The sequence below is a fragment of the Aeromonas sp. Marseille-Q5825 genome (assembly GCF_946892685.1).
Taxonomy (GTDB): Bacteria; Pseudomonadota; Gammaproteobacteria; order Enterobacterales; family Aeromonadaceae; genus Aeromonas; species Aeromonas rivipollensis.
The window spans coordinates 61,223-77,027 of sequence record NZ_CAMPOU010000004.1 but is presented as its reverse complement, the minus strand read 5'-3'; the positions used below and the strand labels follow the sequence as shown (position 1 = coordinate 77,027).

The window sequence follows — 15,805 nt, the reverse complement described above, 5'->3', positions numbered from 1 at the left end:
CTATTCGGACGGCCCTGTCACGCCGGCCTTCTTGCGGGCGTAGAGGTGGGCATCCGCCGTGGCATAGAGGCGTTGCACGTCCATGCCCGAGTGCCAGCTGGCGGCCCCCAGGCTGCAGCCCACCGAGAAGGCGCTGAGCTCCTTGTGGCTGTGCAGCACATGTTGCAGCCGCAGCCAGACCGGGCGCCAGGCCTCGGGATCGGCGGGTTGCAGCAGCAGGGCGAACTCGTCGCCGCCGAGGCGAAACGCCTGATCCGTGCCGCGAATGCAGCCCTGCAGCAGCTGGGCGAAGCGGCTCAGCACCAGATCCCCCACCGGATGGCCCCAGGTGTCATTGACCTGTTTGAAGCGGTCGAGATCCAGCAGCACCAGCACCAGACCGTGGGGCTCCCGGCAGTGTTGCTCCACCGCCCGGCCAATGGCCTCGTCGAAGTAGGAGCGGTTGCCAAGCCCGGTCAGGTGATCGAGCCGCACCTGCTGCTCCAGCCGGCTCAGCCGCAGATAGAGCGGCAGGGGCAGGCAGAACAGCTGGTGATATTGCCCCAGCTGCCGCCGCTGGCCGTCGCTCAGGGGCTGCTCCAGCTCGTATTGCAGCTGTCCGAGCAACTGCTCATGCTGGCCGCGCAGCTCGAAGCGGTAGCTATGCAGCACCTGCCTGGCCTGGGGGGCGTGGGCGATGAGGCTATGGGGCTGACCGCAGTCGAGGTGGAGCGTGTGGATCCGGACAATCTTTGCCACCCGCTCGGCAAAGATTGCCAGCAGGGCGTCAAGATCCCGTTGCCTCAGCAGCTCCTGAAGCTGCTGATAAGTATCCTGCCCGGTCAGCGGCGTGAGCCGCTCCATCTGCTGTACCCACTGCTCTATGCCATGTCCGAAGCCGTTCAAAGACGATGTGTTTTCCACGTTGCAGCCTTACACCTCTCCACTCATTGACCGGTTTCTTGCAATCCCCGTGCCCAAAATATGTTCGATGGAAAACAAAGGGGCTGGCTAGGCTTAGCAACATGAAATGGGAGGGCAAACAACTCCGTGCGTTACTGGCTGCGGGCCCGCGGCAAGGGCGGGATCCTGCCCCGCAGCGACGAGGGCCGGAGGGTGCCAGGGGCCTGAGGCGCCGCTTCTTAGGGCCATGGGGACAGATAAGAGGGAGGGATGTGTGTACGCCGATGTGTTGATCCTGCTGCTCTCCGCCGTTCTGCTGGTGGCCATCTTCCGACGCCTGGGCCAGCCGGTGATCCTCGCCTATCTGTTCGTCGGCATGCTGCTCGGCCCCCATGGTGCGGCCATAGTCACCGGGCAGGCCATGATGCAGACCATAGGGGAGCTTGGCATCGTCTTCCTGATGTTCTCCCTCGGTCTCGAATTCTCGCTGCCGCGCCTGCTCGCCATGCGCAAGCTGGTGCTGGGGGTCGGCGGTCTGCAGGTGCTGCTCACCTCATTGCTGTTCTTCTGGCTCGGCTGGTGGTGGGGGCTGAGTCTCCCCCAGGCGCTGGTGGTGTCCGGCACCCTGGCCCTCTCCTCCACCGCCGTGGTGATCAAGCAGCTCGGGGAGCTGCAGCAACTCCATACCCGACGTGCCCAGCTCGGGGTGAGCGTCTTGCTGTTTCAGGATCTGGCGGTGGTGCCGCTGCTGGTGATGATCCCCATACTGGCCAGCCCCGAGGTGCAGGGCAGCGCCCTGCTGGCGGAGGTGGCCTGGGCCTCCCTCAAGGGGCTGTTCGCCCTGATCGTCCTGCTCGCGGTGGGAAAGTGGCTGCTGCCTATGGTGTTTCACGAGGTGGCGCGGGCGCGATCCGACGAGCTGTTCGTGCTCAGCACCCTGCTGGTGGCCCTGCTGGCGGCGTCGCTGACCCAGTGGATGGGGCTCTCCATGGCACTCGGGGCCTTCCTGGCCGGCATGATGCTGGGGGAGTCCCACTACCGCCATCAGCTGGAGGTGGACATCAAGCCGTTTCGGGATGTGCTGCTGGGGCTCTTCTTCATCACCATAGGCATGACCATGGAGTGGGCGCTGGTGGCGAACGCCTGGTGGCAGGTGCTGCTCTGCGTGCTCGGGCTCATCCTGTGCAAGTCGCTGCTGGTGCTGCTGGCGGGCCGGCTGATGGGGGAACGCAAGCGCGATGCCATGGCCGCCGGCATCATGCTGAGCCAGGTCGGCGAGTTCGGCTTCGTGCTGCTGGCGCTGGCGAGCCACCATGGCCTGCTCGGTCACGAGATGGTCTCCCTGCTCATCGGCATCGGCGTCATCACCATTTCCCTCACCCCCTGGCTGGTGCAGCGGGCCCTGGGGCTGGCCCACTCCCTCACCGACGCTACCCTGCTGTCCCGCGCCGGGGTCGCCCAGTCGGGGCTCAGCAAGCACCAGCATGTCATCATCGCCGGCTTCGGGCGCACCGGGCAGACCTGCGCCCGCTTTCTCAAGTTAGAGGAGATCCCCTTTCTCGCGCTGGATCTCGATCCCGAGCGGGTGAGCGAGGCCAAGCTGGCGGGGGAGCAGGTGGCGTTCGGCGATGCCAGCCGGCGCGACATCCTGCTGGCGGCCGGCCTGATGCGGGCCCGCCTGGTGATCATCACCTTCGACGATCGCAAGCGGGTCGATGCCATGTTGATGCAGATCCGGGCGCTGGCGGGGGATCTCAAGGTGCTGGTGCGAACCCGGGACGACAGCTTCCTCGAGCACTACAAGCAGGCCGGGGCCTTCGAGGTGATCCCCGAATCCCAGGAGGGGGCCCTGATGCTGGTCTCCCACCTGCTGGTCAACTGCGACATCCCCATAGGTCGGGTGATCCGGCGCATGGAGCACGAGCGCAGCAGTCAGTACCGTTTCCTCCACGGCTTCTACTGGGGGGATCAGAGTGCGGGCAACCTGGAGACGGATCAGTTGCTGGAGCGGCTGCACCCCGTGCTGCTGCACGATCAGGCCTGGGCTGTGGGGCGCCGGGTGCGGGAACTGCCCCTGGGGGAGGTGCGCATCAAGGCGGTGCATCGCGGGGAGCGCAGCCTGGAGCCTAAGGCCGATCTGAGGCTGGTGGCGGGGGATCGGTTGGTGCTCTTTGGGACGGCCGTGGCCATGGAGCAGGCGGAGCAGCGTCTGCTGGAGGGGCACTAGGCTGTGCCCTCAACACGCTCAGGGGCCCTTGCCCGGGTGGCGGCTCCCCTGGTGGAAGCAAGCCTGTTCAGGCCTCCTCGCGGATCCGCTCTTCGATGTCGAGGAAGGACTCGATGCGCTGGCGCTGATCCAGCGCATCCTGATACCCCAGCCTTATCAGCTGCTGGCAGTAACCCGGGTGAAACATCAGGAAGCTGGCCAGGCTGCTGCTCTCCTGGCCGTTCACCCCCAGCACCCGCAGCAGGCGGCGTAACTGGGTCGGCAGCTTGGGCAGGTAGTCGAGGGCGATAAGATCCAGATCCTGGCTCGGCCTGATGACGCAGGTCTCCACCTGGCGCAGCTTCAGGCGGTTACGTTCCCGCGCCGGGATCAGCGACAGGGTCTGGTTGATGCGCCCCAGCCGCTCCAGATCCGAATTGAGGGTGTCGGAAAAGACGGTGTTGAGCAGGTGGCTGGCGATGTTGGAGCTGGTCAGGTGATCCTGACGGGGGGCCGCGCTCCCCTGATGGGGGGAGTCCAGGGTCACCAGCAGGATCCGCTCCGCCCCCAGGTGAATGGCGGGGCTCAAGGGGCTCAGCTGGTGGATGGAGCCGTCACCGTAGAAGCGCTCGCCGATGCGGGTGGCCGGAAAGACGAAGGGCAGGGCCGCCGAGGCCATCAGGTGATCCGAGGTAAGCAGGGTGCGCAGGCCGCGCCGCCTGGCCCGCTCCCAGGGCAGATGTTCGGCCCGCCCCTGGAAGAAGGTGGTGGAGAGGCCGTCGTCATAGTCGGAGGCGGTGATGGCGATGGCCTCCAGACTGCCATAGAGGATGTTGTCATCGATGCGGTGATAGTCGATGAGCTGATCCAGCAGGCGGCGAAGGGGGGCGTTGTCGAACAGGTGGAAGGCGCGGTTGCTCTGGGGGCTGATGAGACCGGCCGAGCCCTGATACAGGGTGCGCCACAGCAGCTGGCAGGGGCGGAAGTCGAAGATGTGATGGGTCTCGAAACGGCGCCAGACCCACTCCAGCTTGCGCACCCCCAGGTGAAAACAGGAGGCGTAGCACGCCAGTGCCGTGATGTTGAGGGCCCCCGCCGAGGTGCCGCACAAAATGGGGAAGGGGATGCCGAGGTTGCGGGGATAGAGCTCGGCCACTGCCTTGAGTACGCCGACCTGATAGGCGGCGCGAGCACCACCACCGGTCAACAGAAGAGCTGTATTGGGTCTGGCCATGATGGTGCGCCTTATTGTGATTGCAAGGGCGGGTTGCCACCGCGCAATTTAACTATAAGACGTTGTATCCCGGATAAAAATGGGCCGCCTCATCATTTTTTGAGGCGACCGGTGCGGCGGGATCAGGCCGTGCCTCTGGGCTGGGTCAGCTGATCGAAGGCGGCGAAAACAGGCGGGCTTGCCAGGATGCGGCCATGGCCGAGCCCACGGGTACTCACCAGCCGGGTACGGCCGTCCTCTGCCGCCCGCAACGAGTCTTTATGGGGGGCAAACCTGTCCTCCTCGTCATGGACGATGAGGGCATGGCCGGCGCGATTGGCGAGCCGGCCGAGGGGGTCCACAGTGCTCAAGGGATGCTGGTATTCGAGCTCGATCTCCTTGACCACGGCATCGAACAGCCGGATGGAGTAGCCGGAGCGGGCCACCATGCCATAGAGCTGGGGTACGTAGTCGAGCACGGGGGAGATGAGCAGCAGCGGCAGCGCGTCGAGGTCGGGGTGGCGGCTGCTGAGGGTGACGGCGCCCCCCATGCTGTGGGTGATGACCCCCTGAACCGGGCCGACGCGGGCGAGGATCTCGTCGAAGGCGCGCACGAAGCGGGGCAGGTGACCCGTGCTGCCTTCGCTCTGGCCGTGGGCGGGGTGATCATAGGCCAGCGCCGTGAAGCCCTGGGCGGCGATATGGCTCATCAGCGGGTAGAACTGGCTGGCACTGCCTGACCAGCCGTGCATCAGCAGCCAGACCGGTCCCTGGCCGAGGCGATAGCTCATCAGGGTGCCCTCGCCGGTGTGGATGGCCTGCTGCACCAGCCCGGCGGGGGCTGCGACCTCGCGGGTGGGCCGCTGAGGGGTGAGCAGCAACTTGCTGGCGGTGCGTTTGGCGTGGGCCGGGGCCAGTGCGTGGTGCAACCGGGTGCCAAGCCCCAGCAGCAACTTGCTCGGGCTGACGCGGCGGGTGTTGAAATAGATCTTGCTGCTCATGGTCATCCTGTGGTTTTTATGTGCGAACGGTCGTGCTTTTTTATCTGTTTTTAAAAAGAAGAGCCAAAACCTCAGCGCCAGCTGGTCAGCAGATCTTCCACCTCGGGCCAGAAGTGGCGGCCCGGATCCTGACACAAGTCCAGCGCGTTGAACACCTGATCTCCCAGATAGAGGCCATAGAGCCGGTAGACGGCGCGCCAGGGATCCAGGTCCCCGCGCCACTCTCCCTTCTCCTGGCCCTGCACCACCTGGCGAGCCAGGTAGTCGAGCCAGAAGCGTACCAGCTGGCGGGCCGCCTGCTGTACCTCCCCCTCCTGGGCCGAGGTCCAGGCGTCGAGGAACATGCAGCGTCCGGCAAAACTCTGGTTCCAGGCCAGCCAGGCCTGCAGCAGGGCCAGCAGTTTCTCCTGCTGGGTGCCGTGCTGCTGCTGGCGCACCGGCTGGATCACCCGCTCCCGGAACACCTCGGCGGAATGGGTAAGCACGGCGATCTGCAGGTTGTCGCGAGACTGGAAATGGGCGAACAGGCCGCTCTTGGACATCTCGCACGCACTGGCCAGCGAGCCTATGGTCAGGCTCTCCAGCCCCTGCTGGCTCGCCTGCTCGAAGGCTGTCTGCAAAATGTTGTCGCGGGTCAAACGGCCCTTGCTCATCGCACTCTCCTTTGTGGGTCCTGCAGCATAAAGTACGATCGTGCTAATTGTCGAGCAACAAACCGTTGTTGTGGTGGAGACAAGGCGCTCAGTTGTCCTTGATGTCCATCTGCTGCAGAGCGATGACCGCCTGGGTGCGGTTCTTGACGCCGAGTTTTCTGAAGATGGCGGTGATGTGTGCCTTGATGGTGGCCTCTGAGACGTTGAGCTCCCAGGCGATCTGCTTGTTGAGGCTGCCGTCCCGCAACATGATCAGCACCTTGTATTGCTGGGGAGTGAGGCTGGCCAGCTTGCTGGCAAAGTCGGGGCCATCCTCGGACTCGGGGTGTAGGGAGATCCCTTCCGGTACCCAGTTATCCCCCCCGATCACCGTATTGAGGGCGCTGACCAGCTCCTTCATGGGAACCGACTTGGGAATGAAGCCCAGGGCCCCGAGGCGCAGCACCTGCTGGATGATGGCGGCATCTTCCGAGGCGGAGACCACCACTATGGGCAGGTCCGGGTACTGGCCGCGCAGATAGGCCAGCCCCTCGAAGCCGTTGGCCCCCGGCATCTTGAGATCGAGCAGCAGCAGATCGACTTCGGGGTGCTCCGCGAGCAGGTGGGTCAGGCTGTCGATGGAGTCGGCCTCCAGCAGCCTGGCCTCGTCGATGGCCATGTGCACCGCTTGATAGAGGGCGCCCCGAAACAGGGGGTGGTCATCTGCGATGACGATGGTAAATTGGCTGTCCATTGCTCACATTTTTGCTAACTGATTGTTTTGAAAAATCAAACTAGCACTGCTCCCCAAGGGGGTCAAACTCGCAGGTGTGCAAATGTGAGGCGACCATGAGATGTCGTGCCCGCGGGGCCGATGCCGGGTCACGAACAACCCCAACGCAGGAGGCAATAAATGGGATCCTTGGTATTGACGGTAGGCACAGGTTCCACCTGGGCGATGCGGGCGTCGCTGGTGCTCGCCATGAGCGGACTGGAGTGGCAGGAGCAGGTGTTCGATCTGGAGGATGCCAAGGCGTTGGCGCGGCTCAAGCGCACGGCGCCAGCCGGGCTGGTGCCCTGGCTGGATGACGGCGAGCTGCGGATCCACGACTCCCTCGCCATCGCCGAGTATCTCCACGAGCTGTGCCCGGCGCGCCACCTCTATCCGGTGGATAGGGCCGAGCGGGCATTGGCCCGCAGCCTCTGCGCCGAGCTGCACTCGGGCTTTGGCCAGATCCGCAGTCGCTTGCCCTTCTTCCTCGGCGCGCCGACCCAGAGCGAGCCCCCGGTAGAGACCCTGGGGGAGCTGGCCCGGCTGCAGACGCTCTGGTCCCAGGCGAGGGGGCCCTTCTACTTTGAGGAGGCGGGGATCCTCGATGCCTTCTATGCCGTGATGGCCTATCGGCTGGCGAGCTACGGCATAGGCTTGCCCGGTCAGGCGGGGGCCTATCAGCAAGCCTTGCTGGCCTGGCCCCTGTGGCAGGAGACCCTGGTCAAGGCGCGGCTGCAGTGGCCGGCCATGGCCCGGCAGCCGGCATGAGGTAAGGGGCCTGCGCAATGAGAGAGGGGAGCCACTGGCTCCCCTCTCGTTTGTCTGGTGCGGGCCGGGTTACGGCTGCCGGCCGGCGAACACCACCACCACCTTGTCCTCCCCCTTCTCCCGCACGAAGCTGTAGGGGGCATCGGACAGCTTCTTGTGGCTGCCTGCCGCCACCGCCGGGTGGGCGGCGCGGAACTGGCCTAGCCTTTGCCAGTGCTTGACCAGCTCGGCCTTCTCGCCGCTCCCCAGCTCCTGCCAGTTCATGTCGGATCGCACGCTCTGATCGAACACGCCGCCATCCTTGGCCAGCCCCCGGCCAGACTCGTCCCCGTAGTAGAGCTGTATGCCCCCCGGCAGCAGCATGAAGCTGTTGGCGACTCTGCGTTGCAGCGGCACGTCCTGATAGTCGCCAAAGAACAGCTTGGTGTCGTGGGAGCTGATGTAGCTCAGCACATTGAACTCGGGATCCTGGTTGATGCGGCTGGCGTAGCTGGCATAGGTCGGCTCGGCGCCGGCCATGCACTGGGCCTGGGGCAGGGCGAACTCCCGCTGATAGTCGAAGTTGATCAGGGAATCGAAGCCGTTCTGGTACCAGAAATCCTTGGCGACCCCGTGATCCCACACCTCGCCCACCATGTAGAAGGGCAGATCGTCGAGGGCCTTGCCCGGGTTGGCGGCCTTCCACTCCTTGAGCGCGGCCGTGCCCGCCTGCTTGAGCTTGGCCCAGACCGCGGGCTCCAGGTGCTTGACGGTGTCGGCCCGGAAGCCGTCGATGCCGAAGCGGCGTACCCAGTCGGTGTGCCAGGCGATGAGGTAATCGCTGACGCTTGCGTTGGGGAGCGCCTTGGCCCGGGTATCCTGCTTGGCGGCGAGCAGAGGGGGCAGGCCCACCGGCTTGGTGGACTCGGTCAGGAAGTCCGGCAGCCCCGCCACCGAGCCGGTGACGTCGTCGGTGCCGGGCTGCGGGTAGCCGGGCAGGCCGGCGCGCACCCAATCAGGGCCCCACCATTTGCTGCTCCAATCGCTCGATTGGTAGTCGATAAACTGGTTGTAGCCATGCCAGTTGAGGCCACCGCTCGGGCGCCACTGGTTCCAGGTGGTCGGCAACTTGCCGCTGTTCTGGGTGAGGTCGGTGAGCCCCAGATCCTGCAGATCCGCCAGGGTGGCGTAGCCTGCGTGGTTCATCACCACGTCCAGGATGATCCGCATGCCGCGCTTGTGGGCCTCGTCCACCAGAGTTCTCAGGCTCTCCTCGTCGCCGTAGTTGGGATCAATTTTGGTGAAGTCCAGCGCCCAGTAGCCGTGGTAGGCGTAGAAGGGGAAGTTGCCCTGCTCGCCACCGCCGATGAAGCCGTGCACCTGCTCCACCATGGGGGTGATCCAGATGGCGTTCATGCCGAGGCTCTTGATGTAGTCGAGCTTCTCGGTCAGCCCCTTGAAGTCGCCGCCATGCCAGGTGGCGACCTCGTCCTGGCCATCTTTCTGGCGGCCGAAGCTGTGATCGTTGGCGGGATCGCCGTTGTGGAAGCGGTCGGTCAGGAGGAAATAGACGCTCGCCTGATCCCAGCTGAAGGGGGCCGCCTTGGCCGCCTTGACCGGTTCGAGCAGCAGCAGGCCGCCGCTCTCCTTGCTCGGGGTCAGGGTCAGCTTGCCCTGTGTGACCACGGCCTCCTGCCTGGAGTAGGCATCCCGCAGCCGGGTGCCGTCAGGCCAGACGCCCTTCAGTGACACCGTCACCGGGCCGCCATCCCAGGCGATGCAGGGCTCTGCCGGGGGCTGGCGTTTGAACTCGCTCTTCTTGGTCGCCCTCAGCACCTTGAGGCTGGGGGTATCAGGGTTGAAGGTGAACTCGTAGTCCCCCGCCAGCATCACCCTCAGGGTGAAGCTGGCCCCCTTGCTGCACTTGTCCATGGGCTGGGCGGTGCCGAAGGGGAGCGGCCTGACCTCAGGTGGCCCGAAGCTGGTGCCGCAGCTGTTGCCGGCATCGCTGATGCGGATCTGGTGGCTGCCCTTGTCCAGCCTGTGGGTCAGGGTGACGGTGCCCTTGTCCAGCGTCAGCGCCTCTGCCACCGGTTTGCCATCCACGTGGAGATAGACCTCGGGGGCGGCCAGCGCCTGACCGGCGAACAGTGGCGTGACCAGCAGGGCGAGCCACAGGGAGGAGGGGCGGAGATCGAAACGAGGCGAGGGACGCATAGGCCATTCCTTGAGCTGAGTGGGGTCCGTTGAGGCACTCATTCTAGGGGGCGCAGGGCCGGGGTTGGACCGGTAAAACACCGATTTGTGACGTCAGTTCAAATGGTTACGTTTTCAAGAATGGAAAAGTGTGAAGCGGGTGTCGCGGCCATAAAAAATGCCGGTCGATGGACCGGCATGTTCAGGTGGGGCTGTTCGCCTGCGGGCGAGCGCTCGTCAGACGGTAAAGAACTTGAAGTTGACGAAGGCCACCGCGATGAAGGAGGCGACCATGCCGCTGATGCAGAGCACCGCAGGGCGGATGGCGGGCCAGCGATGGGCCAGCAGCACTATGGCCAGCAGAGTCGGGTAGAGGCCGAACATGTAGCGGGGCATGGCGTTGAGCCCTGTCATCAGCGGTATGGTGCAGCAGATGAACATCAGGGTCGCCTCGGCCCAGCGCTTCTGGCTGAACAGGTAGCCGTTCAGGCACCAGCCGAAGATCACCATGATGGAGAGGTAGGCCTTGCGACCGCCCAGCTCGAAGCCGCTCAGCCACCAGTCCAGCGGGCTGTCCATGTAGCGACCCCAGGCGACCTGGATGTGCTTGAAGGCGAGCGCATCCCCGGTCAGGTGATAGAGGTAGACCATGTAGGAGAAGAGGCCGAGGGGGATGAGCCAGAGGGTGAACACCACCTTGAAGGCCCGCTCGGTGAAACGGAAGAACTCGCGCCAGCCATAGGCCTGCAGCGCCAGGATCAGCACGGGGAACACCATCATGACCCCCAGGTTGCGGGTGCCGGAGATGAAGATGCCGAGGAAGGCGACCATCAGCCACTGCTCGCGGTAGGCGAACAGGAACATGCCCAGCATCAGTGCCATGAACATGGGTTCCGTGTAGCCGGAGACGAAGTAGGCGGAGAAGGGGGAGAAGGCCAGCAGCCAGACCCCGAAGCGGGCTGTCTCATCCCCCAGCTTGAGCTGGCGCAGCACCAGCAGCATCAGCGGCAGGCTGATGAAGAAGGCGATGTTGGCCACCAGCATCAGGCCGATCAGGCTCTCCATGTTGAGCAGGCTGGAGAGACCGCCGGCGAGCATGGGGTAGAGCGGCATGAAGGCCCAGTTCGCCGCGTTGCCCTTGCTCAGCCAGCGCGGGTAGAGGTCGTAGCCGTTCTCTATGATGCGCTGGAACCAGACGCAGTCGAACTGGCAATAGGCTTGCAGCGGGCCTATGTCGGGGGCGCCGTAGAGCTGGACACCGAAATAGCCCATGCCGTACAGGGCCACCCGGCTCAGCACGAAGGCGGCGATGATCATCAGCCAGTCGCGGCTGCTGATGCGCAGTGACGGGCGATAGGGGAGTGCATCCCCGGCGAGGGGAGGAGTATTGGTCATGTCATTCATCAGGCAAAAACCCAGACGCGAGAGAGTATGTAGGTGAGTACGGTAACGGTCAGGGTGGCAATCACCACCGGCAGCAGTCCGGAGAGACCCGCAAACAGCAGGCCGCTCAGGATGAGGTTACGCACCGCCAGGGAGAAGAGGGCGACCAGCAGAAACTTGCTGGCGGCACCTTGCTTCTGGAAGGTGATGTAGCGATGGCCGAAAAACGAGAACCAGAACGCGATGGCAAAGGCCAGGGTCGTGACCAGATGTTCCGAGATGGCGGGCCAGGTGTGGAACAGGGCGATGGAGGTGCCCAGATCGACGAGGGTAGCTCCCCCGCCGACAAAACCGAAGCGAACCAGCCGCCAGAATTCCTCGCGGGAGATCATTGGGACGCCGGCTCCTGCTTGTCCGCATCCTGCGCCTTCTCACTTTGGGTTGCCGCCGCATCAGGCTGCTTGCCCGCGTCCTGCTGGGCATACTGGCCGTAGATCCCCTCGATGAGGTAGATGGGGCGCTGCTTCACTTCCACGAACATGCGGCCTATGTACTCGCCTATGATGCCGAGAGACAGCAGCTGAATGCCGCCGAGGAACAGCATCACCGACATCAGGGAGGCGTAGCCCGGCACGTCTATGCCGAAGAAGAGCACCTGGGTGATGATCTTGAGGATATAGAGGAAGGCGATGAAGGAGACGCCGACCCCCACGTAGCTCCAGACCCGCAGCGGCCAGCTGGAGAAGCTCATCAGGCCGTCGAGGGCGAAGTTCCACAGCTTCCAGTAGTTGAACTTGGTCTCGCCGGCGTGGCGTGCCGGACGCTCGTAGGGGACGCCGACGGCACGGAAACCGGCCCAGGCGAAGAGCCCCTTCATGAAGCGGTTGCGCTCCGGCAGTTGCTTGAGGGCCTCGACCACCTTGCGATCGATGAGTCGGAAGTCACCGGCGTTCTCCGGCAGCTTGGTGCTGGTGGAGAGGGCGTTGAAGAAGCGGTAGAAGCCGCCGGCGGTGAGGCGCTTCATCGGGGTGTCGGCGCTGCGATCGACCCGGATGCCGTAGACGGTGTCGTAGTCACCTGTCTGCCACAGCTTGACGAACTCCAGGATGAGGGAGGGGGGATCTTGCAGATCCACGTCCATGGGGACCATGGCATCGCCCTTGGCCTGATGCAGGCCTGCGGTCATGGCCGCTTCCTTGCCGAAGTTGCGTGCCAGGTTGACCAGGGTCACGCGCGGGTCGCGGGCTATGGCCTGCTCGACCACTTCGCGGGTACGGTCGCTGCTGCCGTCGTTGACGAACACGATTTCAAGCCGGTCTTTGAGGGGGGCCAGTTCGGCATCTATCGCGCTGATGAAGGCGTCTATGCTCTCTTCCTCATTGTAAACGGGAACGACCAGAGAGAGTCGAAAATCGGCACGGGACATGGGAACTTCCTTATTGGAAAATGGTGTTATAAAACAATATGTTATATTTTTAGATTCACTGGGCGACGGTCAGACGTACCGACTGGACGTTGAGCGGTGTCGGAGCGGAGAGCGCCAGGAAGTTGGGATGCTTGGGATCGGCCGTCAGGGAGTCGCCCGGCAGGTTGAGCCGGATCTCGTTGATGCCTGCCTTGGCCAGCTTGACCGTGGTAGTGAAATCATGACCCAGGGCCACCTTGAGCAGGGTGCCTGCTTCCGGGCTGTTGATCCTGGCCTGGATGGTGAGCTGCTCAGGTTGCGCCTGCTGCTTGGGCAGCACGAAATAGAGGCCTCCCTTGCCACTGAGCTGGGTGCCTTCGGCACTGGGCTTCTTGGCCCAGCCTTCGCTCGAGAGGAAGCGGCTCGGTTTGGTCAGGTTGAGCTCGTTGCCCGGCTGGTAAGTCATGCTGGAGTTGTGCTCCCAGAAGCGGGTCTTGCCTTCCAGGTAATAGAGCTTGTAAGCCAGGCTCACGTTGGGGTGAGCGGCCAGGTAGAGGGTGTAAAGGTAAAAACCGCTCAATGCCAGTATGGCAGCCAGAAAACCGAACTTTTTGTAGGTCATATTACTCACTCGACGCCCGACGGATAGGTAGGCTGGATTCGCGCATATGCTAATCCAATTGCAAAAAAAGCATAGTGGATCACAAAAATAAATTTGCTCACATATTAACCCCCAATGCCCCTGCAGACCAAGGGACTTTGGGGTCGTGTGCATCCTGCCTTTGCGGTGGGCTTGCAGCTCGGCCTGGGGCCCCGTCCTGCCCATGGCCTCATCAGGCAAATGGCTGATATTGCGCATTGCTGTGGCAGGATCTGTCGCCATTTCGCTTCGGCAGAATTAAGATGGGCCGTCCCGCCGTCAAGGATGACTCATGAGACTGCTAGTTCTGTGCCTGCTCTGCTGCCTACCCCTTCACTCGCTGTCGGCCCAACCGCTCTGTACTTCTCCCCTGCGCGTCGGTTTCGACGACTGGCCCCCTTATCACTATTACCAGCAGGAGAACGGCCACCGGGAGCTGCGCGGCTTCGCGGTCGACTATCTCAACGCCGTCTCGGCCAGGTTGGGCTGTCGTCTCGTCTATCTGGAGCGTCCCTGGAAGCGGGGACTGCACGATCTGGAGCAGGGCAGGCTGGACATCGCCATGGAAGCCTATTTTGTTGAAGACAGGGCGCGCTATGCCTGGTTCTCCAACGCCTACAACCCGGGGCGCACGGCACTCTGGGTGCGCAAGTCCGGTGACAAGGGGGAGCAGGATCTGGCGAGCTGGCTGGCCAAAGGCAACAGGCTGGGGGTGACCAGAGACTACAACTATGGCCCCGAGATAGCCCGTCTGCTGCAGCGCTACCGCGCCCAGGTGAGCGAGGTCAATGACGTGCAAAACTATCGCAAGCTGCAGCTGGGACGGATAGACGGATTTCTTGGGGATATTCTGGCCACCCCCTGGGGTCTGAAGAGAGAGGGGCTGGCAGAGGAGGTCGTCCCCCATATCATGGGGGTCTATGAGACGCCGACCTTCTTCATGCTGAGCAAGAAGACCTTGTCGGGGGAGTTTGTGCAGCGTTTCAACCAGGCGCTCGAGGCCGTTGGCAAGAGCGAGGAGCATGCGCTCATCTGGCGCCGTTACCTGCCCGCCCGCTAGCAAAGTCGCCAGCATTCACGCATCATGGGCACCTGACCGTGGCGCCTGACAGGCCGAAGTGAACCGATATGAGGTAAGCGTGGTAAGAAGCATGGGTAAGAAGTATTGGTTGGCATTGGCAAACCTTATCTGGCTGGGCTGCTGGCCGGCGGGCATGGTCCACGCCAGCACAGAACAGATGGTGGTGGCCAGTCCCAGCATCCAGCATGACTGGTATCAGAACAGCACCGCAGAGCAGGCGCGTCATGAGCTCGAACTGCAGCTGCAGGAGGCGGTGCTTGCCCAGTTGCACCCGGATTTCTACCGGCTCTGGCAGCAGCTGCAGAAGACCCCGGCCGACAGGCGTGGCGCCCTCTATGACGAAGCCTTCGGCAAGCTGGCACGTTTCCAGCAAGCCTGGCGCGCCATGGACCTGGTCGCCCGCGAGCAGATGCAGACCCTCAAGCTCGATCTGACCAAGCCCCTGGCCCACGAGCCCCTGGGTGACAACCTGCTGGATCAGGTCAAGCAGCTCAGGCCCCAGGTCGCCGAATACGAGGCCGTGCGCGACGAAGTGCGCAAGCTGCTGGCCATGCCCATGGCCAAGCATTGGCCGACCCTGGACATGCCGACCCTGCGAGCCGGGGAGAGCGCCACCGAGCTGGGGCAGATCCGCTCAATCCTCAACGAGCTGGGGGATGGTGCCCCCACCCATCAGGACAGCCTCTACGACGCGGACACCGAGCAGGCCATCAAGCAGTTCCAGCGCCGCCACGGCCTGACCGCAGACGGCATCATAGGTCGCCAGACCCGCTCCTGGCTCAATACCGGGCCGCAAGTGCGTGCCAGCCTGCTGCTGCGCAACCTGTGGCGACGGGATCTGGTGGATCACCTCGCCGGTCGCTACGTGCTGGTCAACATCCCGGATTACCGCCTGAGCGTGGTGGAGTCCGGCAGCGAGGTCTTCACCAGTCGGGTCATCGTCGGCAAGGAGCAGCGGGCCACCCCCATACTCGCCAGCGAAATTCGTTCCATAGTGCTCAACCCCGCCTGGCATGTGCCGCGCTCCATCCTGAGCAAGGACATTCTGCCCAAGCTGGGTCGGGATCCCGCCTATCTGGACCGCGAGCAGTTCGAGGTGATCGACGGCGAGGGCAACCCGGTGCAGTTCAGCGAGGATGGATGGCACCATGCGCTGGCGTCCGGCTTCCCTTATCGGTTGCGGCAAAAGCCGGGGGATCACAATGCCCTGGGGCGCTACAAGTTCTATCTGCCGAACAACGACGCCATCTACCTGCATTCGACGCCGCGCAAGGCCTTGTTCGAGCAGGGGGCGCGCGCCTTCAGCTCCGGCTGCATCCGGGTCGAGCACGCGGACGATCTGGCCGAGCTGCTGCTCGCCGACTCCCGCTATCAGCCGGACAAGGTCGCCAGCATACTGAAAGAGACCCAGACCAAGTGGCTGCCGTTGACCACTCCTATCCCTGTCTTCACCGTCTACTGGAGCAGCTGGATCGACGAAGAGGGGCGCCAGCAACTGCGCAATGACATTTACGGATTCGATCGAGTGAGCTTCCAGAGCCGCTTGCTGTGATCCCCGCCACAGAGTGAAGAGCCCGGCTCATGCCGGGCTTTTTCATGGGCGCTTGCGGTTTGACATGACTTTTACGGGCGGGTAGTTTCGGCCTC

The 15,805-nt window shown here is 63.7% G+C and carries 14 protein-coding genes; 4 read left to right on the top strand and 10 right to left on the bottom strand.

The annotated features are described in order from the left end of the window. Complete coding sequence (locus tag OC537_RS10960) at positions 1-903, bottom strand: GGDEF domain-containing protein (RefSeq protein WP_106886089.1); 903 nt, start codon at positions 901-903, stop codon at positions 1-3. Positions 904-1,156: 253 nt separating this feature from the next. On the opposite strand from OC537_RS10960, the gene OC537_RS10955 reads away from it, so the two are divergent. Further along, complete coding sequence (locus OC537_RS10955; RefSeq protein WP_162627148.1) at positions 1,157-3,109, top strand: monovalent cation:proton antiporter family protein; 1,953 nt, start codon at positions 1,157-1,159, stop codon at positions 3,107-3,109. Positions 3,110-3,176: 67 nt separating this feature from the next. Here the strand turns inward: OC537_RS10955 and OC537_RS10950 are convergent, their stop codons facing one another. The 4 genes from OC537_RS10950 to OC537_RS10935 form a co-directional block, all read right to left on the bottom strand. Next, positions 3,177-4,322, bottom strand: a complete 1,146-nt coding sequence (locus tag OC537_RS10950; protein WP_111909940.1) for a patatin-like phospholipase family protein — start codon at positions 4,320-4,322, stop codon at positions 3,177-3,179. 122 nt (positions 4,323-4,444) lie between these two features. Next, positions 4,445-5,302 carry an alpha/beta hydrolase gene (locus OC537_RS10945; protein ID WP_262111197.1) on the bottom strand — a complete coding sequence of 286 codons (858 nt, stop codon included), beginning with the start codon at positions 5,300-5,302 and terminating at the stop codon, positions 4,445-4,447. 71 nt (positions 5,303-5,373) lie between these two features. Then, the gene (locus tag OC537_RS10940; protein WP_262111195.1) at positions 5,374-5,955 is read right to left on the bottom strand and encodes a TetR/AcrR family transcriptional regulator; all 582 of its coding nucleotides are present in this window, start codon (positions 5,953-5,955) and stop codon (positions 5,374-5,376) included. Between the two features lie 88 nt (positions 5,956-6,043). Further along, the gene (locus tag OC537_RS10935; RefSeq protein ID WP_025327882.1) at positions 6,044-6,688 is read right to left on the bottom strand and encodes a response regulator; all 645 of its coding nucleotides are present in this window, start codon (positions 6,686-6,688) and stop codon (positions 6,044-6,046) included. Between the two features lie 159 nt (positions 6,689-6,847). Here OC537_RS10935 and OC537_RS10930 point away from each other — a divergent pair, with 159 nt between their 5' ends. Next, a complete protein-coding gene (locus OC537_RS10930) occupies positions 6,848-7,474 on the top strand; it encodes a glutathione S-transferase N-terminal domain-containing protein (RefSeq protein WP_111909943.1) in 627 nt (208 codons plus the stop codon). A gap of 69 nt (positions 7,475-7,543) precedes the next feature. Here OC537_RS10930 and OC537_RS10925 read toward each other — a convergent pair whose 3' ends face one another. The 5 genes from OC537_RS10925 to OC537_RS10905 form a co-directional block, all read right to left on the bottom strand. After that, positions 7,544-9,670 carry an alpha-amylase gene (locus tag OC537_RS10925; protein ID WP_262111192.1) on the bottom strand — a complete coding sequence of 709 codons (2,127 nt, stop codon included), beginning with the start codon at positions 9,668-9,670 and terminating at the stop codon, positions 7,544-7,546. A gap of 216 nt (positions 9,671-9,886) precedes the next feature. Beyond that, on the bottom strand, positions 9,887-11,053 hold the full coding sequence (locus OC537_RS10920; protein WP_163153525.1) for a hypothetical protein: 1,167 nt from the start codon (positions 11,051-11,053) through the stop codon (positions 9,887-9,889). Beyond that, entirely contained in the window at positions 11,053-11,424 is a 372-nt protein-coding gene (locus OC537_RS10915; RefSeq protein ID WP_005324511.1) for a GtrA family protein, read from the bottom strand. Before OC537_RS10915 ends, OC537_RS10920 begins: the two co-directional genes overlap by 1 nt. Beyond that, positions 11,421-12,458 carry a glycosyltransferase family 2 protein gene (locus tag OC537_RS10910; RefSeq protein ID WP_262111184.1) on the bottom strand — a complete coding sequence of 346 codons (1,038 nt, stop codon included), beginning with the start codon at positions 12,456-12,458 and terminating at the stop codon, positions 11,421-11,423. The genes OC537_RS10915 and OC537_RS10910 overlap by 4 nt, the downstream gene beginning before the upstream one ends. Positions 12,459-12,513: 55 nt before the next feature. Further along, the gene (locus OC537_RS10905) at positions 12,514-13,059 is read right to left on the bottom strand and encodes a hypothetical protein (protein ID WP_025327877.1); all 546 of its coding nucleotides are present in this window, start codon (positions 13,057-13,059) and stop codon (positions 12,514-12,516) included. Positions 13,060-13,369: 310 nt separating this feature from the next. Here OC537_RS10905 and OC537_RS10900 point away from each other — a divergent pair, with 310 nt between their 5' ends. Both OC537_RS10900 and OC537_RS10895 read left to right on the top strand, forming a co-directional pair. Beyond that, on the top strand, positions 13,370-14,137 hold the full coding sequence (locus tag OC537_RS10900) for a substrate-binding periplasmic protein (RefSeq protein ID WP_262111181.1): 768 nt from the start codon (positions 13,370-13,372) through the stop codon (positions 14,135-14,137). Between the two features lie 91 nt (positions 14,138-14,228). Next, positions 14,229-15,710 carry a murein L,D-transpeptidase gene (locus OC537_RS10895; protein ID WP_106886099.1) on the top strand — a complete coding sequence of 494 codons (1,482 nt, stop codon included), beginning with the start codon at positions 14,229-14,231 and terminating at the stop codon, positions 15,708-15,710. Positions 15,711-15,805 lie beyond the last annotated feature (95 nt).

Bases quoted from the DNA above. Each gene is read 5' to 3' on its own strand.
- OC537_RS10950 (WP_111909940.1), bottom strand. From the start codon at position 4,322: ATGGCCAGACCCAATACAGCTCTTCTGTTGACCGGTGGTGGTGCTCGC.
- OC537_RS10945 (WP_262111197.1), bottom strand. From the start codon at position 5,302: ATGAGCAGCAAGATCTATTTCAACACCCGCCGCGTCAGCCCGAGCAAG.
- OC537_RS10940 (WP_262111195.1), bottom strand. From the start codon at position 5,955: ATGAGCAAGGGCCGTTTGACCCGCGACAACATTTTGCAGACAGCCTTC.
- OC537_RS10935 (WP_025327882.1), bottom strand. From the start codon at position 6,688: ATGGACAGCCAATTTACCATCGTCATCGCAGATGACCACCCCCTGTTT.
- OC537_RS10930 (WP_111909943.1), top strand. From the start codon at position 6,848: ATGGGATCCTTGGTATTGACGGTAGGCACAGGTTCCACCTGGGCGATG.
- OC537_RS10925 (WP_262111192.1), bottom strand. From the start codon at position 9,670: ATGCGTCCCTCGCCTCGTTTCGATCTCCGCCCCTCCTCCCTGTGGCTC.
- OC537_RS10920 (WP_163153525.1), bottom strand. From the start codon at position 11,053: ATGAATGACATGACCAATACTCCTCCCCTCGCCGGGGATGCACTCCCC.
- OC537_RS10915 (WP_005324511.1), bottom strand. From the start codon at position 11,424: ATGATCTCCCGCGAGGAATTCTGGCGGCTGGTTCGCTTCGGTTTTGTC.
- OC537_RS10910 (WP_262111184.1), bottom strand. From the start codon at position 12,458: ATGTCCCGTGCCGATTTTCGACTCTCTCTGGTCGTTCCCGTTTACAAT.
- OC537_RS10905 (WP_025327877.1), bottom strand. From the start codon at position 13,059: ATGACCTACAAAAAGTTCGGTTTTCTGGCTGCCATACTGGCATTGAGC.
- OC537_RS10900 (WP_262111181.1), top strand. From the start codon at position 13,370: ATGAGACTGCTAGTTCTGTGCCTGCTCTGCTGCCTACCCCTTCACTCG.
- OC537_RS10895 (WP_106886099.1), top strand. From the start codon at position 14,229: ATGGGTAAGAAGTATTGGTTGGCATTGGCAAACCTTATCTGGCTGGGC.